Source organism: Photobacterium satsumensis (assembly GCF_050336935.1).
In the GTDB taxonomy this organism is placed as follows: domain Bacteria; phylum Pseudomonadota; class Gammaproteobacteria; order Enterobacterales; family Vibrionaceae; genus Photobacterium; species Photobacterium satsumensis.
Window position 1 is genome coordinate 425,401 of sequence record NZ_JAKJSK010000007.1, and the last position, 23,720, is coordinate 449,120.

The following is a 23,720-nucleotide window of genomic DNA, read 5'->3' on the forward strand; positions in this document are numbered from 1 at the left end:
AGGATATTTACATGCCTGTAATTACTCTTCCTGACGGCAGTCAGCGTCAATTTGACAACCCAGTTTCTACCATGGAAGTCGCGCAATCGATCGGTCCTGGTCTTGCGAAGGCAACTATTGCCGGTCGTGTTAATGGTAACCGCGTAGACGCGTGTGACCTGATCGAAGAAGATGCTAGCCTTGAAATCATCACTGTTAAAGATGAAGTAGACGGTCTTGAGATCGTTCGTCACTCTTGTGCTCACCTTCTTGGCCATGCGATTAAGCAGCTTTACCCTGAAGCGAAAATGGCGATTGGTCCAACAATCGACAACGGCTTCTACTACGACATCGACCTAGAAGAGTCGCTTACGCAAGAAGATCTTGAAAAGATTGAAAAGCGTATGAAAGAGCTGGCGAAAACCAAATACCAAGTTATCAAGAAAAAAGTAAGCTGGCAGGAAGCACGTGATACGTTTGAATCACGTGGCGAACCATACAAGGTGGAAATCCTTGACGAGAACGTTTCTCGCGATGATCGTCCAGGCCTATACCACCATGAAGAATACATCGACATGTGTCGTGGTCCACACGTACCGCACATGGGCTTCTGTCAGCACTTTACTCTGCTGAACGTTGCTGGTGCATACTGGCGTGGTAACAGCGACAACAAGATGCTTCAGCGTATCTACGGTACAGCTTTCCACGATAAGAAGGCACTTAAAGCTCACCTTACTCGCCTAGAAGAAGCGGCTAAGCGTGACCACCGTAAAATCGGTAAGCAGCTAGACTTGTTCCACATGCAGCAAGAAGCACCGGGTATGGTGTTCTGGCACCACAATGGTTGGTCTATCTTCCGTGACCTTGAAGTATTCATTCGCGAAAAGCTGACTGAGTACGGTTACCAAGAAGTTAAAGGTCCACTCATGATGGACCGCGTTCTTTGGGAACGCTCTGGCCACTGGGACAAGTACGCTGAAGCGATGTTCACGACCTCTTCTGAGAACCGTGAATACGCAATCAAGCCAATGAACTGCCCAGGTCACGTTCAGATCTTTAACCAAGGCCTGAAATCTTACCGTGATCTACCACTACGTATGGCTGAGTTTGGCTCATGTCACCGTAACGAACCATCAGGCGCACTACACGGCATCATGCGTGTACGTGGCTTTACTCAGGATGATGCCCACGTCTTCTGTACTGAAGAGCAGGTTCAGGCTGAAGTCACCAGCTGTATCGAGATGGTTTACGACACATATCAGACATTTGGCTTCGATAACATCGTTGTTAAGCTGTCTACACGCCCTGAGAAGCGTGTTGGTTCTGATGAAATGTGGGATAAAGCAGAGTCGGATCTAAAACTTGCACTAGAATCAATGGAGATCCCTTACGAGATTCAAGAGGGTGAAGGCGCGTTCTACGGACCGAAAATTGAATTTACTTTGCATGATTGTCTAGATAGGGCTTGGCAGTGCGGCACAGTTCAGTTAGACTTCGCACTCCCTGAACGTCTAGGTGCAACTTACGTTGGTGAAGACAACGAGCGTCATACGCCTGTTATGATCCACCGTGCTATTCTAGGTTCACTAGAGCGTTTCATCGGTATCCTTATTGAAGAATATGCTGGCTTCTTCCCAACTTGGTTGGCGCCTCAACAGGCGGTTGTGATGAATATCACCGATAGCCAGGCAGAATATGTTCAACAAGTAGTCGAAAAACTTCAAAAATCTGGAATTCGTGTCAATGCGGACTTGAGAAATGAGAAGATAGGCTTTAAAATTCGCGAACATACTTTGAAGCGAGTACCATACATGCTTGTTTGCGGTGACAAAGAAGTCGAAGCAGGCGAAATTGCAGTTCGTACTCGCAAGGGTAAAGATTTGGGTAAATTTAAGATTGACGACCTTGTTGCATACTTGCAGCAAGAAGTTAGCAGTCGCAAGCTCAATGTTGTGGAGGAATAAGGTATTAAAGGCGGAAGAAGAACCCAAGCACCAGTTAAACAAAATGCACATCGTTTAAATGGTGAAATTCGTGGCGTACGTGAAGTACGTTTAACTGGTCTAGACGGTGAATCAGTTGGTGTTGTTTCTATTGAAGAAGCAGTAAATCTTGCTAATGAAGCTGGTGTAGACCTAGTTGAAATCAGCCCGAATGCCGAGCCACCAGTTTGTCGTGTGATGGACTATGGCAAGTACCTGTTCGAAAAGAGCAAGGCTGCTAAAGATCAGAAGAAAAAGCAGAAACAAATCCAGATCAAGGAAGTTAAATTCCGACCTGGTACAGACGAAGGCGATTATCAGGTAAAACTGCGCAACCTGAGTCGCTTTTTAGAAGAGGGCAACAAGGGCAAGGTCACACTGCGTTTCCGCGGTCGTGAAATGGCCCACCAGAGTCTTGGTATCGATCTTCTAAATCGTATTAAGGAAGACCTAATCGACCTAGCGGTTGTTGAAAGTTTCCCTAATCGAGTAGAAGGTCGTCAAATGACGATGATGCTTGCTCCAAAGAAGAAGTAATTAAGGCATTCAAGTAGCTAAAAGCGCTGCTTAACCGCAGCGCTTTTTGTTCGCCTTATTACTATGTTATTAACTATCAACAATGCGGAGTCTCATCATGCCTAAGATGAAATCCAACAAAGGTGCTGCTAAGCGTTTCAAGAAAACTGCTGGTGGCTTCAAGTTTAAGCACGCAACTAAGCGTCACATCCTGACTAAACGTACTACTAAGAACAAACGTCAGCTTCGTCCAAACGCTATCCTTCCTAAGTGTGAAGTGGCAGCTGTTGCACGTATGCTTCCGTTCGCTTAATCGTTTTTAGTTTTATATTTTTTAATTTTAGTTAGGAGTCTCCTATGCCTCGCGTAAAACGTGGTGTACAAGCACGTGCACGTCACAAGAAAGTTCTTAAACAAGCTAAAGGTTACTACGGTGCACGTTCACGTGTTTACCGCGTAGCTTTCCAAGCTGTTACTAAAGCTGGTCAATACGCTTACCGTGACCGTCGCAACAAGAAACGTACTTTCCGTCAACTTTGGATTGCACGTATCAACGCTGCTGCTCGTCAGAACGGTATGTCTTACAGCCGTTTCATCAACGGTCTTAAGAAAGCGTCTATCGAAATCGATCGTAAGATCCTTGCTGATATCGCTGTATTCGACAAAGCTACTTTCGCGGTACTAGTTGAAAAAGCAAAAGCTGCACAGTAATTACTACTGTTTAGTTTGATGTTGAAAGGAGAGCCTCGGCTCTCCTTTTTTCGTTTCTGGCCGCAATAAAAGCCGTGTCGATATTGCCTTGCTAATCATATTGCGCGAGCCATAACTGGTTCTTCACCAACATCACTTCCATGGCCACCTGTAAAGCTGTTGCTTTTCCGCCTGCTGTTAAGGTGTTTGCCACTTTGGCTTTTAACGACAGTGATGCTTCAATTCTTTGCTCTAGCTTAATCAACCGTTGACGGCACCGGGCAACGGCTAAGCGTTTATGTTCAAGTGCATTCTTTAATGCCCAGCTACGCTGTAGCAGTACTTTGAATGCAGAGGCCTCCTTATTGCCTTCAGCTCGGGGCGAGGGTTGTGGGGCTATCATGGCTTCAATAGCCTGTTCGCACTCCGCATGTAACCGAACTAGCACCTTTTGTTGCTTTTGATGGACTGCTAGCTGTTCCTCTCTAGCGGAAAGCAAAGTGTGTAGTTGCTTTAGTTGTTTCAGTAGCTGCAGGAACGCTGAGTTAAGTGAACGGTGGAGTGCCATGTTCATTAGTCTTCGAGTTCGTTGAGCAGTTGAGCTGTTTTGGCTTCCTCGAGTTTCTGTAAAAGCTTTTTGGATTCAGCTTCATCACGTACTGCTTTGCTTAAGGTGATGGTGGCGCTGATAAGAAATAAGCTGCAGATGCTGTAATAGCCTTTGATAAGTAGATCACCCGGCAGCATGACGATGCTGATAATCATTGCTGATACGGCAATAACGAAAGTGAGTTTTGCGTAGTTAACCCAGTATTTATCTTGTGAACCCATAGTTTCCATCCTATAAACGCCAATCAATTGAACAATGTTTTATTAAGTTAGTGCAGGTTGAAAAATTGTGCAATAAAAAAGCAGGAAAAATATATTTTGGCGTTAACTCTGCGAGGGTCTTGGCACGAAATAGAAATATTTGGCCATATCAATTACAAGAGGGTGATAAGCTTTCTTGATTTTCCATGAAAAATTGAGATGTGGTATGACTCGAGTACTGGTTACAGGTTTTGAACCTTTTGGCGGGCAAGCAATTAACCCGACGGCATTGATTGTAGAGCAACTGCAGTCAGAGGTGATTCAACGGAAGATAAAAGCGGTTGATATTGAAGTTGAGGTTAGCTTACTGCCTGTCGTAAGAGGTGACTCCGTCGATAGGTGCATCCAAGTGGTGGAACACTTCCAGCCTGACATCGTTTTTATGCTGGGACAAGCATCAGGTCGTAGCGCGATTAGTTTTGAGAAGGTGGCGATAAACCTTGATGACTTCCGAATACCGGACAATGCTGGTAACCAACCGATTGATCTGCCTGTCGCTGAATCTGGCCCTGCTGCCTACTTTACCCCGTTACCTATCAAGACAATGATGAAGGCCCTAGCAGAAAAGGGGGTTGAGGCAGAGATCTCATACAGCGCTGGTACCTTTGTCTGTAATCATCTGTTTTACGGGATCAGTCATTACTTGGCCGTAAAGAATCAACAACAGGCGAAGAATGCCATGTGTGATTTTATCCATGTCCCTTTGTTGCCTGAGCAGGTTGATTCCGAGCAGCAGATAACGGGTTCCGCTTCGCTTCCTTCCATGCCGTTAGAGACGATGGTAGAGGGCATTGTTGCTGCGATAATGTGTGCTGCCAGTTTCCCTCCGGAGCAGCAAGTTACAGCAGGTACCATCAATTAACCCAAGCTAAGGAGGAAATGGTGTTTTTTTCACGCAATCCAACGGTTTTCTTACGATTGGATTTGGATTTAGACGCATGTTTCTTTAGTATGTATCGTTACGCGAATTTATATCTCCCTAAAGGACGCCACCTGTAGGTGGATGAGGAAACGATGCAACATCTAGACGAGATTATTGCCAATGCAACGGCAGCTATCGAGCAGGCTGATTCATTAGTCGCTCTGGACGAAGTCCGTGTCCAGTATTTGGGCAAAAAGGGTGAATTGACCCTTCAACTTCAAGGTTTGGGTAAACTTCCACCGGAAGAGCGTCGCTCTGCTGGTCAGGAAATCAACAAGGCAAAAGGTGCCGTTCAGCAAGCGATTGTTGCTCGTAAAGATGCACTTCAGCGCGCTGAGCTTGAAGCTAAGCTAGCAGCTGAAACTATTGATGTGACCCTACCTGGTCGTCGCATTGAAAATGGTGGCCTACACCCAGTAACACGTACTGTCGAGCGTATTGAACAGTTCTTCGGCGAGCTAGGCTTTAACACTGAGTCAGGCCCAGAAATCGAAGATGCTTTCCATAACTTCGATGCGTTGAACATTGCTGAAGATCACCCAGCACGTACTGACCACGATACTTTCTTCTTCAACCCTGATCTAATGTTGCGTACTCACACGTCTGGCGTTCAGATCCGTACGATGGAAAATGGCAAGCCTCCTTTCCGTTTCATCGCTCCGGGCCGTGTTTACCGTAACGACTACGATCAGACGCACACCCCAATGTTCCACCAAGTGGAAGGTATGCTGGTTGATGAGAATGTAAATTTCGCGCAACTTAAAGGCATTCTTCACGACTTCCTATGTAACTTCTTCGAAGAAGAAGTGGAAGTGCGTTTCCGTCCTTCTTACTTCCCATTTACTGAGCCTTCAGCTGAAGTTGATGTTAAAGGCAAGAACGGTAAGTGGCTTGAGGTACTAGGCTGCGGTATGGTTCACCCGAACGTACTTCGCAGTGTGGGTATCGACCCTGAGAAATACTCTGGTTTTGCATTTGGTATGGGCGTTGAGCGTCTAACCATGCTTCGTTACGGCGTAAACGACCTACGTGCGTTCTTCGAGAACGACCTTCGTTTCCTAAAACAATTCAAGTAATCCAGAGGTTCATACACTATGAAATTTAGCGAATCTTGGCTTCGTGAGTGGGTAAACCCTGCGGTTACAACTGACGAGCTAACTCATCAAATCACTATGGCTGGCCTTGAGGTAGACGACGTACTACCTGTTGCTGGTACATTTACTGGCGTTAAAGTTGGTCAGGTTGTTGAGTGTGGCCAGCACCCAGATGCTGACAAACTACGCGTAACCAAAGTTGATGTTGGTGAAGAAGAATTACTAGACATCGTTTGTGGTGCATCTAACTGTCGCCTTGGCCTAAAAGTGGCTGTTGCGACTGTTGGCGCAGTACTACCAGGCGATTTCAAAATCAAGAAAGCCAAGCTACGTGGCCAGCCTTCTCACGGTATGCTTTGTTCATTCACTGAACTGGGTATCGACGTTGAGTCTGATGGCATCATGGAGCTTGCTGAAGACGCGGTAAACGGTACTGATTTCCGTGAATTCCTAGGTCTAGACGACGTCACTGTTGATGTTGACCTAACCGCAAACCGTGCTGACTGTTTCAGCATTCGCGGTCTTGCTCGTGAAGTTGGCGTATTGAACCGCGCTGACGTGACAGAGCCAGCAGCAGAAGCGGTTGCTCCGTCTATCGACGACACAGTTTCAATCGAAGTGAAAGTTCCCGCTGCATGTCCACGTTACCTTGGCCGTGTGGTTAAGAACGTGAACGTTAAAGCAGAAACACCGCTGTGGATGCAAGAGAAGCTACGTCGCTGTGGTATCCGTTCAATCGATCCTGTAGTCGATATCACTAATTACGTTTTGCTTGAGCAAGGCCAGCCAATGCACGCATTTGATCTTGCTAAGATCAATGGCGGTATTGTTGTACGTATGGCAGAGCAGGATGAGATGCTAACTCTGCTTGACGGTAGCGAAACTAAGCTAAATGCAGATACGCTAGTCGTTGCTGACCATACTAAAGCACTAGCAATTGCTGGTATCTTTGGTGGTGAGCTATCAGGCGTGATGTCTGGTACAACTGACGTACTACTAGAGTGTGCATTCTTCGCACCGGACCACATCCGTGGCCGCGCTCGTAGCTACGGTCTACACACTGATTCTTCAATGCGTTTCGAGCGTGGTGTGGATTACGCACTACAGGCAAGCGCAATGGAGCGTGCCACTCAGCTGCTAGTTGAAATCTGTGGTGGTGAAGTAGCACCGGTTGTTGCTGTGGAATCTGAAGCAGACCTTCCTAAGCCAAACACTGTAGCACTGCGTCGTACTAAGCTAGACAACCTACTAGGCCACCACATTGCCGATAGCGATGTGGTAGAAATCCTAGAGCGTCTAGGCCTGAACGTTGAGGCAACGGAAGCAGGTTGGACTGCAACTGCGCCGACATGGCGTTTCGATATCGCAATCGAGCAAGATCTGATCGAAGAAGTTGGCCGTATCTACGGTTACGACAACATTCCAAACCAGAACCCTGCCGCTGCACTTAAGATGCACAACCATGTTGAAGCGAATCTTCCTCTTAAGCGTGTTCGTAACCTGCTTGTTGACCGTGGTTACCAAGAAGCGATCACTTACAGCTTTGTTGAGCCAGAGCAGCAGAAGCTGATCGTGCCTGGCGTTGAGCCGCTAATCCTGCCATTCCCAATTTCTGCGGATATGTCAGCGATGCGCCTTGGCCTAATCCAAGGTTTGCTTAACACCGTTGTTCATAACCAGAAGCGCCAGCAGCCACGTGTTCGTCTGTTCGAATACGGCTTACGTTTCATTCCATGTGAAACTGCTGAAAACGGTATGCGCCAAGAGCCTATGTTGGCTGGTGTTATCGCGGGTACGCGTAGCGAAGAGCACTGGGATATTGAAACCAACACGGTTGATTTCTTTGACCTGAAAGGTGATCTGGAAGCGGTTCTTGAGCTGTCGGCCAACGAGAAAGCATACTCTTTTGCAGCAGCTAAGCACCCAGCCCTTCACCCAGGTCAATCTGCAGCTATCGTTGTAGATGGCAAAGAAGTGGGCGTGATCGGTACGGTTCACCCTGAGCTTGAGCGTAAGTTTGGCTTGAACGGCCGTACTATCGTATTCGAAATCGAATGGTCTGCGATCAACACTAAAGTGATCCCAGAAGCGGTAGCTCTGTCTAAGTTCCCTGCAAACCGTCGCGACATCGCGGTTGTTGTTGATGAAGCTGTTGCTTCTGGCGACATCGTAAACGCATGTCTTGAAGCCGGTGGTGAGTTCCTGACTGATGCTAAGCTATTTGACGTTTACGTTGGTAAAGGCGTAGAGGAAGGCAAGAAGAGCTTGGCGATTGCCCTGACCCTTCAGTCTCTTGAGCGTACGCTGGAAGACGCTGATATCGCAGGTTCTGTAGATGCGATTGTTGCCCACGTATCAGAGAAATTTGGTGCGTCACTACGTGACTAATTAAACACGATGATTGTAAAAAACCCTGTCAACTTGACAGGGTTTTTTTTTGCTTTCAATTTGGCAGATGGGCAAATTGGATAAAGAGGATGGGAGAAATCAAAACGGTATGGTCGAAGCTTATTCCAAAATAATGTTCCAACCGAATTGAGATGCAGCTGAAAATGATGTGTTTTTAAGTCATTGTTTTATAAATTCGTCCCGAGCGTTGTGATTTTTTTGATCTGAATCTAAATACTGTAACTTTTTGATAGATAGCGGTAATTTCTATGTTGGCATTAAATATCAGCAATATATGTTGGGATCTGGGTGGTTTTTAGCAAATTTTACCAGTAATTATTCGAAATAAGCACAACAGGGTGCATGGAATGAGTCTATTTGTGCTAGTAAAAATCAATTATTTAAAGATAAGTTGACATAAAAAAGTTGGCGGAAATCAGCAAGTTGGCATAAACTTGTCTCTAGTTAGGATTGAGCGCGGAGAAGCAGGCTATTTTAGCGTTTTCTGGCTTCTGTCTGACTCGACTAATTCGCTGTAGGAATGACCCATGTCATCCTGCAATCCATTCAATATAGTCTTGAGGGAATTATCTATGGCGCTCACAAAAGCCGATTTGGCTGAGAACCTGTTTGAAAATGTTGGATTGAGCAAACGGGACGCCAAGGATACGGTGGAAGTCTTCTTTGAAGAAATCAGAAAAGCGCTTGAATGTGGTGAACAGGTTAAGCTATCAGGTTTTGGTAACTTTGATCTTCGCGACAAGAATGAGCGTCCGGGAAGAAATCCAAAAACGGGTGAAGATATTCCTATCTCAGCCCGCCGTGTTGTGACTTTCCGTCCAGGTCAGAAATTGAAAGCTCGCGTAGAAAATATCGAAATCGAACAACAGTAATCGCGAATTCATTGACAAAACAGAGCCCGGGTAAGGTGTGTAGAACTTACCCGGGTTTTTTATTTGTATCAGCCTATTTTATCTCCCCACTCTCCTCGATGCCTAAAAACCCCCATTCTGGTCATAACAGAGCCGTCCCTTCCGTTTGGGGATAAGTCCTTCTTAGTGGTAAATTGTGCGTCCGATGTTAAATTTATGTTTTTATATGGTTTCAATGTCAATTTTGCAGCGGTAAAATGAATGCATTCCATTAGCTCTAAATTAGCTAATAACATGGAGGTGGTTAATGGGAATGCTACAGCTGGTAAAGGAAGGGAAGTTTCTTGAAGCAACATTGGATATGGCCTTGCCTGAAGAGCAGGGGAGTTGGCTGACAGAGTCAGGCATTGAGTGCTCTCTTATAGGGCGGGGTATTCTTCAGATAACACCAACTAACATTTCCTCATACTCTAAAGATATCGTGCTGTCATCTGGCGTACATGGTGATGAAACCAGTCCAATTGAGCTGCTTCAAAGGTTAGTGGGGCAAGTCTTATCCGGTGAACTACAGCCTGTACATCGCTTACTCGTCATTATTGGACATCCTGAGGCTATTAATCTTCATCGGCGCTTTGTCGATGAAAACATGAACCGATTGTTTAGGGCTAGCAACGACACATCTAATCCAGATTGTATTCGAGCCAATCAGTTGCAACTTGCAGTCAGTGAGTTTTACCAGCAAGGTGAAAAGTCAGCGCAATCTCGTTGGCACCTTGATCTGCACTGTGCAATAAGAGGCTCTGCCCACTATACGTTTGTGGTCAGCCCATCCTCTACTAACCAAACCCGTCAACGTGATTTGTTTGTTTTTCTGCAGCAGGCTGAAATCGAAGCGGCGTTACTGTCAAATGCTCCTTCGCCGACATTCAGCTGGTATAGCGCCGAGTATTTTGGCGCCCAAGCGCTAACGGTTGAATTGGGTAAAGTGGCGCCATTTGGTCACAACGATCTTCAGCGTTTATCTCCGTTTTACCAAGCGATGGTTGCATTGGTCACCCAGCTAAGCCCTGACTATCAGTGGCAGCAAGACAAGCTTGTTGTCTACAAGGTGACAAGGACCCTGATGAAGCAGACTGAGCATTTCATGTTGAACTTTCCTGATGACCAAGCCAACTTTACTATGTACCCGCAAGGGACTTTGTTGGGGCGGGATAAAGACATTGAATATTATGTATTAGAAGAAGGAGAGGCGGTCGTGTTTCCTAATTCAAAAGTAGCGATAGGCCAACGTGCATGTCTGCTGGTAAAAAAGGTGCAGGTTAGCGCTGATGGACAGGTTAAAGCTGTCACTTAACGTCTTGTTCTTAAATGCATATGAAATAAAACTAACCATAATCACAAAGGCACACTTTGATTGTGTGAACCGCTTTTCTTCGCGATGTTATCTCGGCATAGTGTTGCCAGTATGAGATAAATGGAGTGACTGAAATGTCTGCTACTGAGCGGGATAAACAGCAAGCTTTGTCGCTAAGAGAGAGGATGCAAAGCCAGAAGATATATTGTTCTGATGATGACGAATTGATCGCTGAACAAACCTTGTGTTTGGAAAAGCTGTATGACTTCAACCAGACTCGCCCTTCTGAGACAAAAAAGAGAGAAGCGTTGTTGAAGGATTTGCTTGCCGAGGTGGGAGAGGGCTGTTATATCGAGCCACCTCTGCGGGCAAATTGGGGCCGTCACACCCATTTGGGGAAGCACGTTTATGCCAATTTTAATTTAACCTTGGTTGACGATACTGATATTTATATCGGTGATTATGTGATGATTGCACCGAATGTTGTGATATCAACAGCTGGGCATCCTATCGACCCAGCGCTTCGCAAGAAAGTTGCCCAGTTCAATATTCCAGTGCGTATTGGTAATAATGTTTGGATTGGTGCGGGGGCGATTGTTTTACCCGGCGTCACGATTGGTGAAAACAGTGTTATAGGTGCCGGCAGTGTGGTGACCAAAGATATCCCTGCCAATGTGGTTGCCGTTGGGAATCCTTGTCGGGTGATGAGAGAAATCAGTGAGCGTGATAAAGAGTACTACTATAAGGATATGAAAATAGACATTTAGTGCTGTTTCTTGCGTGTATTCGTCACTTAACGTACTTGTTGCCGCATTCTATGAAAGCTAGCTTTCCATTTATTCAGTGAGGCGGTATGGTAAGGCGTCCTTAGTTATTATGCCTTCTTATACATGCTCTTAAATGATCTTCTTATTCGCCGCCAAGCAAGATGGCGTATGGGCTTTGCCATTGCGGCTACCGCGTTAATTGTTGCCTGCTTTCTCTCCCTGTCCGTTGGTGAAATCTTTATATGGCCGTGGTCTGCCCAGAGTGGTCTTGAGCAGCAATTGTTGCTCCAGCTTCGGATGCCCCGCTTATTGGCCGCAATTGCTGTAGGGGCCTCGCTAGCGGCTTCCGGGGCGGTGTTACAGGTATTGCTAGGGAACCCGCTGGCTGAGCCGGGTGTACTCGGTATCTCCGGAGGGGCCAGCCTAGCACTTGTTATTTTGCTGTTCGTTTTACCTTTTGCACCCACTCCGCTGTTGATGATGGTGGCAGCGATGGCGGGCGCATTCTTATTTACCCTTATTCTGGTCGGTTTGTCACGGCGCAAGCGGGTCTCAACCGCGCGGTTGCTACTTATCGGGGTTGCGTTAGGCATTCTGTCCGGCGCGGCTGTTACCTGGGCTTTCTACTTCAGTGATGACTTGAATCTTCGGATGCTAATGTATTGGTTGATGGGAAGTGTTGCAGGAGTGAGCTGGCAGCAGTTGACATTATTACTGTGTGTTCTGCCTGTACTGCTTTGGCTCTGTCTTCAAGGTCGTAAATTAGATTTATTGATGCTGGGGGAGCATCAGGCAAAGCAATTAGGTTTAGATGTGGAAGCTAGCCGTTGGCGTTTAATTCTGGTGGTATCGCTGCTGGTGGGCGCTTCGGTTGCTTTGGCAGGAGTCATTGGTTTTATTGGCCTGGTAGTCCCGCATCTACTGCGCTTGGCACTGGGGACGGAAAACCGCTATTTACTTCCTCTATCTGCGCTGTGCGGTGCGTTGCTATTGGCTTTAGCGGATACCCTTGCCAGAGTCATGCTACCTGCCGCAGAGTTGCCCGTCGGGGTGGTGATCACCAGCTTAGGTGCACCGGTGTTTATTTGGATGCTTTTGCGTTCGCAAATTGATTAGGAAGGTTGTGAATGGAAACAACATCAGAATCACAGCCAGTGATCCTTTTTGCTCAAAACTTGGCGATGCCTCCGCGATTACTACCCGTCTCATTTTCGGTCCGGCGCGGCGAAATCGTCCATTTAATTGGCCCCAATGGTAGCGGGAAAAGTAGTGCAATTTCCATGCTGTCTGGTTTGGTTGAGGCTCAGGGTGAAGTTATCTTGGCGGATGAGGCTATCGCGACGTTGGATCTTCCCCGCCTTGCCCGCATGCGCAGTTACCTGTCTCAGCAGGATAAGCCGGCGTTTGCGGTGGGGGTATACCATTACCTATCGCTCGCTCTATCTCCACTGGGTGATTTAGCGGCCGATGATGTCCAAGAAGCGTTGGATGAAGTCTGCGGGGCATTAAAAATTGCCGACAAGCTCAACCGCAATATCCAGCAATTGTCGGGTGGTGAATGGCAAAGAGTAAGGTTGGCTGCCGCCTGCCTCCAAGTTTGGCCAACCTTGAACCCCGATGCTCAGCTACTGTTATTGGACGAACCCGCTTCGGCACTGGATATCGGTCAAGAAGCTATTATGTATCAACTAATCCGCCGTCTTGCGAGTAAAGGAATAGCGGTTGTGATGGCTAACCACGACTTGAACCGCACCCTGAGGGAAGCAGATAAAGTGATTTTATTGAACAACGGTTCCTGTGTGGTGAAGGGAAAACCACACGATGTAATGACAGTGGATACGCTGGAAGCTGTCTTTTCTACGCAAGTTCAGCGTATTGAGCACGACGGCAAATCTTGCCTATTGTTTACTGATTAACGTTGTTTACTGACTAAGCGTATCGCTCATCAAGGAGAACGAATGAATACACCGAGCTGGGATTTATCGATTGCTTACCAAGATCTGAATGATCCAAAGATCGAGCAGGATCTGGCTGCCGTTGAGGCACTGTTTCCGGAATTGGCAACGTTGGATACAACGTCGCTAGATGGTTTGGCTTCAGCATTAGTCATGCAACAAGCCGAACGTGTGAAAGTGATGACACTCAGTGCGTTCGTAAATTGCATCTTGTCGGTAGATGCGGCGGATGAGCAGGCGAAGAAGCTACTGGGGAAAGTCAATGTCTTGCAGTCTGAGCTTGATCAAGCCATGACCCCATTTATGCAGGCTGTTGTTAACCTGAGCACTGAAGAGTTTGATACTTTGCTTGAAAAGGGCGAAGAGGCAGGTGAAGCCCTCTCATCATGGCGTTTCCTACTTGAGCGTGAGCGGCTACTCAAACCCCAGCAGCTGTCTGTTGCTGAAGAGCAGCTACTTACCGCATTAGATGTGGATGGTAAGCTGGCATGGGGACGACTGTACGATAATATTACCGGCAGCCTGAAGGTCACTTTACAATTGCCTGATGGTCAGCAAGAGCGCATGGGATTATCACAGGCAGCCAGTATCTTGTATGGCGGAGATAGTTTGCGTAAAGAGCCTGCTTGGCGTGCCGTGTCAGAAGCAATGGCTGCTCATCAGGAAAGCTTTGCCGCTATCTTGAATGCGCTATCCGGTGCTCGTTTGACGGAATATCAAAAGCGGAGCCATACCCAGCAAGTTCACTTCCTTGACCCGAGTCTGCATACCAGCCGTATTGAGAAATCTACCCTCGATGCCATGATGGCTGTTGCCAAAGATAATCGTCATACCGGTCAGAAAGCGGGTCTACAAATGGCGCGGCTGTTTGGTACGGATAAGCTCAAACCTTGGGATGAAATGGCGTCAATGCCGGCATTGTCTGGGGAAGAGGGGCGTTCATACAGCTTTGCCGAAGGTATCGATATCATCCGCGACGCATTTGCTGATGTCGATCCCGAAATGGCAACATTTGTCGATATGATGGTGGAGCAGCAACTTATCGATGCGGCTCCCCAGCCCAATAAACGCTTAGGCGCCTATTGTACGAAGTTTGCGGATAGCAGAACGCCATTGGTCTTTATGACATGGGGCGGCAGCATGTCGGACGTGCTCACGCTGGCTCATGAGTTGGGCCATGCTTTCCATAATTGGGTTATGAAGGATATGCCTTTGGTGCAAACCCGCTACCCGATGACGCTAGCGGAAACGGCCTCGATTTTTGCTGAAAACGTGGTGCGAGATGCATTAATGGCTAAAGCCGAGAGTAAGCAAGATAAGCTGTTGATGTTGTGGGAAGAGGCGCAGTCGGCCTTGGCGTTGATGGTCAATATCCCAGTTCGCTACGAATTTGAAAAAGCCTATTACAAGCAGCGTAAAGACGGTGAGTTTACTCCCGAGCAACTCAAGAAACTGATGTCTGAAACGTGGCAAGATTGGTATGGCGAAGCCATGGACGAAACCAATGAGATGTTTTGGGCTAGCAAGCTTCACTTCAGTATTGCGGAAATTAGCTTTTATAACTATCCGTATTTGTTTGGGTACCTGTTCAGTAAAGGGGTATATGCCCAGCGTGAAGCAAAGGGTGATAGTTTCTATGCGGACTATAAAGCCTTGCTTCGTGATACCGGCTCAATGACGGCTGAAGAAGTGGTCGAGAAACACTTGGGTATGGATATCCGCCAACCTGAATTCTGGCAGCAAAGCGTCGACATGGTGGCTAAACAGATAGACGAGTTTGCCGCGGAAATCCGCAACTTCAATGGCTTTCGCTAATGCAGTCGTTCTAGGTTAGGAAGGGCGAGGCAAAGATAAAAAAACGGCCTGTAGGTAGTTATCTACCACAGGCCGTTGCTTTAACCTAGCGAAAGCGAATGTAAATATTCTAATTTAGCAAGAGCGTCTAGCTAGACACACTTAGAAGCTGTAGCGCGCACCAAGTTGGAAGTTGGTTTCTTTGTTCGCATCAAAGTCCATGCGAGATAGGTTCGCTTCAAGGCTCACGTGCTCGGTAATTTGAACGTTGTTACCTAGGCGAAGCTCGTACATGGTATCGTCGAAAGCTGCAAAACGAACAGCTGGTTCAATCATCCACTTATCCATTACCTGGTAGCGGGCACCCATTTCACCGGTGAAGCCTGAATCTGAGTGGCTACCGCCAATTGTGCCAACTGGAGTCTTAATATCTAGGTCATAACGGTAGTTTGCAAAGCCAGCTAGGCCGTAAACAGTCAAATCGTCATTCATAGGCATGAAATAACCAAGACCCATCAGGCCATTTGAGAAGGTCATATCGTCTGCTGCTGCTGCATCACCACGCATTTCTACGAAGAAGTTGTCGGTGAAGTTCCAGCTACCACGTAGGTAAAGGCCTGCACCACCATCTGTAGTTGCAAAAGTGCCAGTATTAGCATTAACTTCTGACACAACGTCTTTACTGAACTTACTGATTTGTAGACCACCAGAAATGTAGTCGAAGTTCTGGGTCATTGGCTCTTGTGCGTTGGCAACGAAAGAAGCACCCATTAGTGCAGCCAAAGGAAGAAGCATTAACTTTTTCATAATTTTCCTAAATGTATATTCGAGGCTTTAAGCCTGTTATGTCGTAGGCAAAAATTGATTTGCTCATTTATTGTTGCGGTGAATGCTACGCCTCAATAAAACATTGTTCAATAGCGGTTTTGTGATCCGTACATTTCAATACAATCGGCGACAGTGTCCGATAACTCGGCTCGGGGAAGGGGAATTTAATGGATAACGGTTTTTTATCAATTGAGTTGGAACTTAGTGTGCTAGAAAAGGACTAACCCTTACCTTGGATAATTAGGCTAGATGAAGAAGTATTAGTAACGTGAATAGCTATGAGCAATTGATAAATAGGGCAAAAGCCAGTATTGGCATTATCGGCTTTGTGGTCGTGTTTTGCTTTGTTTCAACGTTACAACTCAAGGTGGTTGATGCCAACACATATGTAGGCGGCGTTCCTGAATGGCAACGTACATCCTCTATGCCGAGTGAAGAAGGTAGTGAAACAGGTGTTTGTAGCCTGAGTGAAAAGCTTATCCGGTATCAGGTCTTCTCAGATGAAGGCGTAGATCCACCACTCATACTATTTAATCATTTTGACATTGAGTGGTTGCCGACACCGCTTTCATATTTTTATCGCTATTTCGAAGAGTATGTGTATTTCAAGACACGACTACATTTGAGGCTTTGCTGTTTCCTGGAATAAATCGTTGATGACTTTCAATTTGTTAACGTATTTAATCTAGGAAAAAACATGAAAAAATCATTTATTTTGCCGCTAGTGGCAGCAGTTACATTTTCTTATTCATCAGTGAGCCTTGCTGAGGCCTTGAACCCGAGTCTGTCTCAAAACCAGCAAGACAAGCTAGAAAAGATCGAAGCGGTACTGGTCGATAATCCCGACTTGATTGATGGGCTTCTGACAAGTTTGAATCTGTATCTTGATCAACAAAACCGCCAATCAGAAATGATGGCGAAATATCAAGACTGGATTTATAACAACCCTCAAAATACGTCAATGGGTAAGGCCGACGCTGCTCTGACCATTGTGAATATCACTGATTTCAACTGCCCATACTGTAAGAAGCTAGATCCGGTACTTGAGCAGCTGGTTAAAGAAATGCCAGATGATGTTAGGGTAGTTAATATCTATGTTCCGCTAAAGCAACAAGATGTCAAAGGCCTAGGAACCACCTCTGCCGAGTTTGCGTTGAATGTATGGCAGCAGGATAGGGATGCCTTTGAACAAGTTAATCAGTTACTGGTGAAGCGTCCACAGATGCATGATAAAAACTCACTTACTCGTATCGCTAAACATACTGGTACAGAGAATAGTTTAACGCGACAAGATGACACTCGCGCCATGATTGATAAGAACTATCAGATGTTTACGGATTTAGGTTTGCGAGGAACGCCGGCGATGCTTATGGGAACGGAAGTTATTCCGGGCTATATGCCCATCGAGCAATTACGTCCTATTGTTAAAGCGCAAATAGCGCAGCAGCAAAGCCAAAGCTAATAAGTCTCGAGTCATAAATAAAAAAGGCGGGATTTAACCCGTCTTTTTTATTTCACTAAGTATAATACCTTATTTTTGTGTGGTTTTTTGGTACTTTACTTCCAAAAAATACACATTCTTCTCGTCAATTTTTCCACCTCTTTCATTATTGATAACGAATAAATATAAATCCAATGATGGAATGAGGTAAAAGTTGTGGCTAGCTCAATATATGAACCGGAACAGGCAGCAAAATTTCTGTATCGGGCAACATTTGGTCCCAAGCAAGGGGATGTTGAAGACTTTTTAGAAATAGGGTTAGAGTCGTGGCTTGATGATCAGTTTACTCGAAACAGGCGCCTGCACCGGCCTTTGGCCGAGCGTTATGCACAGGCAAGCGGAGACTCTCTCAATGAAAATGCCCGTCTGAGTGCATGGTGGAATCGCAGTTTAACTGCTGGTGATCAGCTCAGGCAGCGTGTCGCTTATGCGCTAAGCCAGATCTTTGTCGTCTCAAGAAGTGGTGGGCCAAACTCTGAAGGCTTGTCTGAATATTATGATGTATTGATTAAGCATGCCTTTGGTAATTTCCGCGATCTGCTTGAAGCGGTGACGCTAAGTCCAGCAATGGGTAAGTACCTGACTTTGGAAGGTAGCCGTAAGGCTGATCCGGTGAAAAACACGTTTCCTGATGAAAACTATGCTCGTGAAGTGATGCAGCTGTTTAGTTTGGGGTTATGGCAGCTGCAAAGTAATGGTATGCCAAGGCTAGATGCTCAAGGAAATAAAGAGCCGACTTACACTCAAGAAGATGTTGAGCAGTTAGCGAAAGTGTTGACGGGATGGCGTCGTGATACTTATCTCAAGCCGATGTATGCTGATGATAACCGTCATGACTTTAGTGAGAAGAGAGTCCTAGGGCAGGTATTTCCTGAAGGGCAGTCGCCCGAGCAAGATCTAGCGCAAGCGATGGACCTGCTGTTTAATCACCGTAATACCCCGATGTTTATTTCTATTCTGCTTATCAAGCGGCTGACAATCAGCAACCCACGCCGCTCTTACATCCAGCGTGTAGCTGATGTATTCAAAGATAATGGCCAAGGTGTTCGCGGCGACATGGTCGCGGTGATCAAGGCAATTTTGCTCGATCAGGATGTTATTGCTGGAAAAGCGATGGCCGATCACCAAAGTAACGGTAGCAACAGCCGCAACTTCGGCAAGGTGAAAGAGCCGATTGTGGCAATGGCGAACTTGTGCCGTGCATTTAACGTGAAAAGTAATGATCCGGATCGCTGGTGGGACTTTCCTGCGACACAAAATAACTTCGGACAGGCGCCTTTGCGAGCACCAAGCGTATTTAACTTCTATGAGCCTGAGTATGCTCCGAAAGGTGAAATAACCGATAAACAGCTAACGGCACCTGAATTTGCCATTCTATCGATGGATAGCATGCGGCGTATTTCTAACCGGATGTGGACCATGATCTTGGCTCACGACAGCACTAACATCAAACATTGGTATTGGAATCGGTCACAGTTTGAAAAAAAGGTAAATAAGCCGGACGAGTATATTGCATTACTCAATGAGCGATTTTTTGCTGGCCTGATGTCAGTAGAACTCGCCGACTTTATTCGTCAAATGCTAGATGAGTTAACCGCAGATAACCGCAATGATGATCGTAAAATTAACGACACATTGTTTGCCATTCAATGTTCACCTGAATTTCGCTGCCAGGAGTAAGCCATGAAATTATCACGTCGTCATTTCTTGAAAGGCACGGCAGCACTAGGGGCAACATCCGTTGCGCCGGCTATGACTGGGCTGAATATGGCTCATGCCTCACAAGATGATTATAAAGCGCTGGTTTGTATTTTCCTGTTTGGTGGTAATGATGCCTATAACATGGTGATCCCTGACGGTGGAGATGCCTATGATGACTATTTCGCCGCACGACCTGATTTGGCAATCAGCCAAAATGATTTGGTTAAGTTGAACATTGCGAGCGATAACGGAGTCAAGCTGGGCTTGCATCCCGCAATGGATAGGCTGAAAACGGCTTTTAATGAAGAGAACGCCACAGTTATTGTTAACTCCGGTCAGTTGGTCGAGCCGATCATTGGTGAGAATAACCCGAATAGCCAAGTGCCTGATTTCTTGATGGCCCACAACCTGCAGCAAACAATGTGGCAGTCAGGTGCTGAAAATATGGATGACAAGCTGGGTTGGGCTGGCCGGATGGTTCAAGGTATGGATCTTTCAGGTAGCTTGTCCCCATTGATGTCATTAAACGGCGAGCAGAAGTGGCTGCGTAATAATTATGTTGAGCCTTTGGTGATGACCAGCGAGGGGGCGGGTGACTATAACGGTTTGAATAGCAGTGACCGTGTTGGTGCCATGATGCGACATTTCGATGAAAAGTATGCCAACCTGTTTGCCGATAATTATTCGACCACAATGGCGAATCGCTATCATGAAAATGATGCATTGGATGACACCCTGGCGTCAGTCGGTGATTTAGATGGATTCCCACAAACCAGCTTGGGGAACATGCTTCATACTACAGCAAAATTGATCAAGGTAAGAAGCGCGGCTTCGCTGCAACACAACCGCCAGATCTTCTTTGTTGGGTTAGGGGGCTTTGATACCCACAAAGATCAAGCAGGAGCCCATACAGCTTTGCTTGGTCAAGTCTCGGATGCGCTGTCAGCGTTTTACCAAGAGATGAAGCGGCAAGGTGTGTCTGATAGCGTTACCGCTTTTACTATGTCCGACTTTGGCCGCCGCATTATGGCCAATGACTCTGGTACCGACCACGGTTGGGCTGGGCATCAACTGGTTGTCGGTGGCGCTGTCAAAGGGGGGAGAGCCTATGGTAAATGGCCAGACTTGACGCCGGGAAGTGAATATGACTACAAAAATGGCCGTTTGATCCCGGAGATCGCCGCGGATCAAGTCAATGCGACCTTGGCTAATTGGTTTGATTATAAAGGGGATTTAGAAGAGCTGTTCCCATCGTTAAAGAACTTCCCGAAAAATACGTTAGAATTCCTTTAAGTAACGATTAGTTATTGAGAAAAAGAGCTAGCATGTCGCTGGCTCTTTTTATACCTAATATATATGTAAGCGTATTGATAAAAGCAAAATATATCCCCTTCTATCATTGTAATATCAAGAAAATGTTAATTTATTAAATGGCTAAATGTAAGATTTTTTGATTTGTTATTCTCTTCCAATATTGGTTTTCAGTTTGTAAAAGTTGACAAGAAATAAACATAACTCGGTGCTACTAAAAATATTATTAAGCCGTTTTTAGTTTAAATAATAAATCTGAATTAATCCAAAAGGGAGTAGCCGTGGTAACAACAATCAATGACCCGGTACAGGCGGCCAAGTTCCTGTATCGCTCAACATTTGGTCCCAAACATGGGGATATCGAATCACTTATCAACTTAAGTGGGGGGATCGACGAGTGGTTTGAGGAGCAATTTAAGCGCCAAAACCTTCATTTGAACCTCGCACAAAAAGTGGCAGATGATACCGGTGAGCAGCTTAACGAAAGTGCGCGAATGAGTGCCTGGTGGCAACGCTCTCTCATGGGAGGAGATCAGCTTCGTCAGCGAGTAGCATTTGCTTTGAGTCAGATATTTGTCGTCTCGATCAATGGTGGCCCAGGTGGAGAAGGATTAGCTTCATACTACGATGTGTTGGTGAGAAATGCTTTTGGTCGTTTCGATGAACTATTAAAGGCTGTCACTTTACATCCTGCGATGGGACAATTTTTGACTTTAGCCGGAAGTCGAGCTCACAATGAGCAAAATAATACTTATCCAGATGAAAATTATGCCCGTGAAGTCATGCAACTATTTTCTATTGGCTTATGGGAATTAAATATTAATGGCCAGCCTAAATTAGATAGCCAGGGCAGGCGAATTCCTGCTTACTCTCAGAAAGACGTTGAAGAACTTTCTAAAGCGTTAACGGGTTGGAGAAAAGACAAAGATGCGGATGGGAAAGACAGCAATACCAAATCGATGGTAAACAATTCTGATTGGCATGACACCGAGTCTAAAATGGTGCTGGGTGTTGATTTCCCTGCAGGTCAGAGCGCTGAAGAGGATCTGAATATGGCGATTGATCTTCTTTACCAACATCCTAACACGCCAGTGTTTATATCTCGGTTGTTAATCCAGCGGCTGACTATCAGTAATCCTCGCCGCGATTATATTGAGCGGGTAGCACGTATCTTTATTGATGATGGCCAAGGTACTCGCGGTAATATGAGTGCGGTGATTAAAGCTATTTTGCTTGACGAAGACTTACTTGAAGGTCGCGCCATGGCGGATCATCAGAACTTTGGCTCTAATACTCGTAATTTCGGTAAAGTAAAAGAACCGGTTATAGCGATGACAAATCTATGCCGGGCATTGAATGTGAAAAGTAATGACTCTCGTCGCTGGTGGGACTTTCCTGGGCTGCAACATAACTTCGGCCAAGCTCCGCTTCAGGCCCCAAGTGTATTTAATTTCTATGAACCTGACTATGCGCCTAAAGGGGAAATAGCAAATAAAGATCTAACTTCCCCTGAATTTAATATCCACACTATGGATTCAATGCGTCGAATCTCCAATGCAATGTGGGGACTTATCCTGAGTCATCGTTATGAAGAAGAGAGGCGTTGGACTTGGGATAGAAGGCCACTTGAGAATCTTGCTGATAAGCCAGAAGAGTACATGGAGTGGCTTAATGAACGGATCTTTTTTGGTTTGATCTCTGATGACCTTTATCACTATATCAAAGGCTTATTGATAGATATGACCAATCAAAATATTGGCGTTGATAGAAGAACATTCGCCACTTTGTTTGCTATTCAATGTTCACCAGATTTTCGTTGTCAGGAGTAAGCCATGAAAATGTCACGCCGCCACTTTTTAAAGAGTTCTACTGCACTTGGCGCATTATCCGCAGTACCGGGCCTATCATTGAGCAAACAAGCTGTTGCCGGAGATGACGGGTTTAAAGCCCTCGTTTGTATTTTCCTGTTTGGTGGCAATGACGCCTATAACATGGTGGTACCGATAGATGAACATCATCAAACTTACGCAAAAGCAAGACCGACATTGGCGATTCCAAAGAATGAGCTAATTGATATTGGTATTCAATCAGAGGCCGGAAAGAAACGTCCGGCTGTTAATTTGGGCTTACATCCTGCAATGTCCCGATTAAAATCTATGTTTGAGGATGATAATGCAACGGTTTTAGTTAATTCTGGACAGTTAGTAGGCCCCATCATTGGACTAGCAAACCCTTATCCTGTTCCTGAATTCCTCATGGCGCATAACCTACAGCAAACTATGTGGCAGTCAGGCGCACTCAATATGGACGACAAATTAGGCTGGGCTGGACGCATGGTTGAGAGTGTCTATATGTCCAATGACTTATCGCCGATGATGTCATTGAATGGCGAGCAGAAATGGTTGCGCAATGATGTATATGAACAAATGGTGATGACAGGTGGTGGGCCCGGTAAGTATAACGGTTTGGATCAAGATGAACGTAAATTTGCTATGAAATATCACTTTGACCGCCAGTTCAATAACCTGTTCAAAGACAACTACGCAGATGTCATGTCGAGCCGTTATTATCAAAACCAGAGGCTCGCTGATTTGCTGGGTGAAGACGATGATGACACAGTACGAAGCTCTTTGAGCGAACAGCTGCATACTACGGCGAAACTGATCGAGAAGCATGCAGAGATGGGGCACCACAGACAAGTGTACTTTGTTGGGTTAGGCGGTTTTGATACCCACCATAATCAGAAAAATGTGCATCATGCGCTGTTGGAGCAACTTGCTGATGCGATGGCTGATTTTTATCAAGAGCTGAAAGATATCAACATGCTGGACAATGTGACTACCTTTACTATGTCTGACTTCGGCCGCCGCCTGATGGCCAATGATACCGGGACCGACCATGGTTGGGCGGGCCACCAGTTGGTGATGGGGGGCGCGGTAAATGGGGGTAAAGCTTATGGTAATTGGCCTGACTTAACGCCGGGCAGCGAGTATGACTATAACAACGGTCGTTTGATCCCTGAAATTGCAGCTGACCAAGTTAATGCAACTTTGGCTCAATGGTTTGACAAAAACCTTGATGTTGAAAAGTTGTTCCCATCTTTGGAGCCTTTCCAAGATAAGACCATTTCATTCCTTTAATTCAATAAAATTAATCAGCCGGGCAGTGGCTCGGCTGGTTTGTTATTTCTTTTCTT

General features: G+C 46.0%; 22 protein-coding genes. 19 read left to right on the plus strand and 3 right to left on the minus strand.

The genetic code is table 11. The annotated features are described in order from the left end of the window. Positions 1-11: 11 nt before the first annotated feature. The 4 genes from thrS to rplT all read left to right on the plus strand — a co-directional run bounded on the left by thrS (position 12) and on the right by rplT (position 3,188). Positions 12-1,943: a threonine--tRNA ligase gene (gene thrS / locus L4D79_RS13575; protein WP_428652097.1), complete on the plus strand. Its 1,932-nt coding sequence runs from the start codon at positions 12-14 to the stop codon at positions 1,941-1,943. Positions 1,944-1,946: 3 nt separating this feature from the next. Beyond that, positions 1,947-2,498 carry a translation initiation factor IF-3 gene (gene infC, locus L4D79_RS13580; protein ID WP_428652597.1) on the plus strand — a complete coding sequence of 184 codons (552 nt, stop codon included), beginning with the start codon at positions 1,947-1,949 and terminating at the stop codon, positions 2,496-2,498. 97 nt (positions 2,499-2,595) lie between these two features. Continuing rightward, positions 2,596-2,790, plus strand: coding sequence for a 50S ribosomal protein L35 (gene rpmI, locus L4D79_RS13585; protein WP_036832349.1), 195 nt, complete (start codon positions 2,596-2,598; stop codon positions 2,788-2,790). Between the two features lie 44 nt (positions 2,791-2,834). Further along, entirely contained in the window at positions 2,835-3,188 is a 354-nt protein-coding gene (rplT, locus tag L4D79_RS13590; RefSeq protein ID WP_107348195.1) for a 50S ribosomal protein L20, read from the plus strand. 91 nt (positions 3,189-3,279) lie between these two features. Here rplT and L4D79_RS13595 read toward each other — a convergent pair whose 3' ends face one another. Both L4D79_RS13595 and L4D79_RS13600 read right to left on the minus strand, forming a co-directional pair. Then, complete coding sequence (locus L4D79_RS13595) at positions 3,280-3,741, minus strand: hypothetical protein (protein ID WP_428652098.1); 462 nt, start codon at positions 3,739-3,741, stop codon at positions 3,280-3,282. Beyond that, positions 3,741-3,998, minus strand: a complete 258-nt coding sequence (locus L4D79_RS13600; protein ID WP_428652099.1) for a YiaA/YiaB family inner membrane protein — start codon at positions 3,996-3,998, stop codon at positions 3,741-3,743. Before L4D79_RS13600 ends, L4D79_RS13595 begins: the two co-directional genes overlap by 1 nt. A 205-nt stretch (positions 3,999-4,203) precedes the next feature. Between L4D79_RS13600 and pcp the strand changes: the two genes are divergently transcribed. The 9 genes from pcp (at position 4,204) to L4D79_RS13645 (ending at position 15,204) form a co-directional block, all read left to right on the plus strand. After that, positions 4,204-4,899 carry a pyroglutamyl-peptidase I gene (gene pcp / locus L4D79_RS13605; RefSeq protein WP_428652100.1) on the plus strand — a complete coding sequence of 232 codons (696 nt, stop codon included), beginning with the start codon at positions 4,204-4,206 and terminating at the stop codon, positions 4,897-4,899. 152 nt (positions 4,900-5,051) lie between these two features. After that, positions 5,052-6,035 (plus strand): phenylalanine--tRNA ligase subunit alpha, encoded by a 984-nt coding sequence (gene pheS, locus L4D79_RS13610; RefSeq protein WP_107297789.1) that lies wholly within the window; start codon positions 5,052-5,054, stop codon positions 6,033-6,035. Positions 6,036-6,053: 18 nt separating this feature from the next. Continuing rightward, positions 6,054-8,441, plus strand: coding sequence for a phenylalanine--tRNA ligase subunit beta (pheT, locus tag L4D79_RS13615; protein ID WP_428652101.1), 2,388 nt, complete (start codon positions 6,054-6,056; stop codon positions 8,439-8,441). A gap of 593 nt (positions 8,442-9,034) precedes the next feature. Continuing rightward, positions 9,035-9,334 carry an integration host factor subunit alpha gene (gene ihfA / locus L4D79_RS13620; protein ID WP_255041551.1) on the plus strand — a complete coding sequence of 100 codons (300 nt, stop codon included), beginning with the start codon at positions 9,035-9,037 and terminating at the stop codon, positions 9,332-9,334. A gap of 286 nt (positions 9,335-9,620) precedes the next feature. After that, on the plus strand, positions 9,621-10,667 hold the full coding sequence (gene astE, locus L4D79_RS13625) for a succinylglutamate desuccinylase (RefSeq protein ID WP_428652102.1): 1,047 nt from the start codon (positions 9,621-9,623) through the stop codon (positions 10,665-10,667). 185 nt (positions 10,668-10,852) lie between these two features. After that, the gene (locus tag L4D79_RS13630) at positions 10,853-11,434 is read left to right on the plus strand and encodes a sugar O-acetyltransferase (RefSeq protein WP_428652598.1); all 582 of its coding nucleotides are present in this window, start codon (positions 10,853-10,855) and stop codon (positions 11,432-11,434) included. Between the two features lie 123 nt (positions 11,435-11,557). Continuing rightward, positions 11,558-12,550, plus strand: coding sequence for a vitamin B12 ABC transporter permease BtuC (btuC, locus tag L4D79_RS13635; protein WP_428652103.1), 993 nt, complete (start codon positions 11,558-11,560; stop codon positions 12,548-12,550). Positions 12,551-12,588: 38 nt separating this feature from the next. Next, on the plus strand, positions 12,589-13,350 hold the full coding sequence (gene btuD / locus L4D79_RS13640) for a vitamin B12 ABC transporter ATP-binding protein BtuD (protein WP_428652599.1): 762 nt from the start codon (positions 12,589-12,591) through the stop codon (positions 13,348-13,350). 42 nt (positions 13,351-13,392) lie between these two features. Next, positions 13,393-15,204 (plus strand): M3 family oligoendopeptidase, encoded by a 1,812-nt coding sequence (locus tag L4D79_RS13645; protein WP_428652104.1) that lies wholly within the window; start codon positions 13,393-13,395, stop codon positions 15,202-15,204. Positions 15,205-15,345: 141 nt separating this feature from the next. On the opposite strand, the gene L4D79_RS13650 is transcribed toward L4D79_RS13645, so the two are convergent. Continuing rightward, entirely contained in the window at positions 15,346-15,990 is a 645-nt protein-coding gene (locus L4D79_RS13650) for an outer membrane beta-barrel protein (protein ID WP_428652105.1), read from the minus strand. A 289-nt stretch (positions 15,991-16,279) separates the two neighbouring features. Between L4D79_RS13650 and L4D79_RS13655 the strand changes: the two genes are divergently transcribed. From L4D79_RS13655 to L4D79_RS13680, 6 genes are all read left to right on the plus strand, one after another. After that, on the plus strand, positions 16,280-16,660 hold the full coding sequence (locus tag L4D79_RS13655) for a hypothetical protein (protein ID WP_428652106.1): 381 nt from the start codon (positions 16,280-16,282) through the stop codon (positions 16,658-16,660). A gap of 48 nt (positions 16,661-16,708) precedes the next feature. Continuing rightward, positions 16,709-17,473, plus strand: a complete 765-nt coding sequence (locus L4D79_RS13660) for a DsbA family protein (protein WP_428652107.1) — start codon at positions 16,709-16,711, stop codon at positions 17,471-17,473. A gap of 195 nt (positions 17,474-17,668) precedes the next feature. Beyond that, a complete protein-coding gene (locus tag L4D79_RS13665; RefSeq protein ID WP_428652108.1) occupies positions 17,669-19,192 on the plus strand; it encodes a DUF1800 domain-containing protein in 1,524 nt (507 codons plus the stop codon). A gap of 3 nt (positions 19,193-19,195) precedes the next feature. Further along, the gene (locus L4D79_RS13670; protein WP_428652109.1) at positions 19,196-20,506 is read left to right on the plus strand and encodes a DUF1501 domain-containing protein; all 1,311 of its coding nucleotides are present in this window, start codon (positions 19,196-19,198) and stop codon (positions 20,504-20,506) included. A 299-nt stretch (positions 20,507-20,805) separates the two neighbouring features. Next, complete coding sequence (locus L4D79_RS13675) at positions 20,806-22,353, plus strand: DUF1800 domain-containing protein (RefSeq protein ID WP_428652110.1); 1,548 nt, start codon at positions 20,806-20,808, stop codon at positions 22,351-22,353. 3 nt (positions 22,354-22,356) lie between these two features. Continuing rightward, positions 22,357-23,664, plus strand: a complete 1,308-nt coding sequence (locus L4D79_RS13680) for a DUF1501 domain-containing protein (RefSeq protein WP_428652111.1) — start codon at positions 22,357-22,359, stop codon at positions 23,662-23,664. Positions 23,665-23,720: the final 56 nt, after the last annotated feature.

Bases quoted from the DNA above. Each gene is read 5' to 3' on its own strand.
- L4D79_RS13630 (WP_428652598.1), top strand. From the start codon at position 10,853: ATGCAAAGCCAGAAGATATATTGTTCTGATGATGACGAATTGATCGCT.
- L4D79_RS13600 (WP_428652099.1), bottom strand. From the start codon at position 3,998: ATGGGTTCACAAGATAAATACTGGGTTAACTACGCAAAACTCACTTTC.
- thrS (WP_428652097.1), top strand. From the start codon at position 12: ATGCCTGTAATTACTCTTCCTGACGGCAGTCAGCGTCAATTTGACAAC.
- rpmI (WP_036832349.1), top strand. From the start codon at position 2,596: ATGCCTAAGATGAAATCCAACAAAGGTGCTGCTAAGCGTTTCAAGAAA.
- astE (WP_428652102.1), top strand. From the start codon at position 9,621: ATGGGAATGCTACAGCTGGTAAAGGAAGGGAAGTTTCTTGAAGCAACA.
- L4D79_RS13660 (WP_428652107.1), top strand. From the start codon at position 16,709: ATGAAAAAATCATTTATTTTGCCGCTAGTGGCAGCAGTTACATTTTCT.
- L4D79_RS13650 (WP_428652105.1), bottom strand. From the start codon at position 15,990: ATGAAAAAGTTAATGCTTCTTCCTTTGGCTGCACTAATGGGTGCTTCT.
- pcp (WP_428652100.1), top strand. From the start codon at position 4,204: ATGACTCGAGTACTGGTTACAGGTTTTGAACCTTTTGGCGGGCAAGCA.
- L4D79_RS13595 (WP_428652098.1), bottom strand. From the start codon at position 3,741: ATGAACATGGCACTCCACCGTTCACTTAACTCAGCGTTCCTGCAGCTA.
- L4D79_RS13645 (WP_428652104.1), top strand. From the start codon at position 13,393: ATGAATACACCGAGCTGGGATTTATCGATTGCTTACCAAGATCTGAAT.
- L4D79_RS13680 (WP_428652111.1), top strand. From the start codon at position 22,357: ATGAAAATGTCACGCCGCCACTTTTTAAAGAGTTCTACTGCACTTGGC.
- rplT (WP_107348195.1), top strand. From the start codon at position 2,835: ATGCCTCGCGTAAAACGTGGTGTACAAGCACGTGCACGTCACAAGAAA.
- btuC (WP_428652103.1), top strand. From the start codon at position 11,558: ATGCTCTTAAATGATCTTCTTATTCGCCGCCAAGCAAGATGGCGTATG.
- ihfA (WP_255041551.1), top strand. From the start codon at position 9,035: ATGGCGCTCACAAAAGCCGATTTGGCTGAGAACCTGTTTGAAAATGTT.
- pheT (WP_428652101.1), top strand. From the start codon at position 6,054: ATGAAATTTAGCGAATCTTGGCTTCGTGAGTGGGTAAACCCTGCGGTT.
- L4D79_RS13670 (WP_428652109.1), top strand. From the start codon at position 19,196: ATGAAATTATCACGTCGTCATTTCTTGAAAGGCACGGCAGCACTAGGG.
- pheS (WP_107297789.1), top strand. From the start codon at position 5,052: ATGCAACATCTAGACGAGATTATTGCCAATGCAACGGCAGCTATCGAG.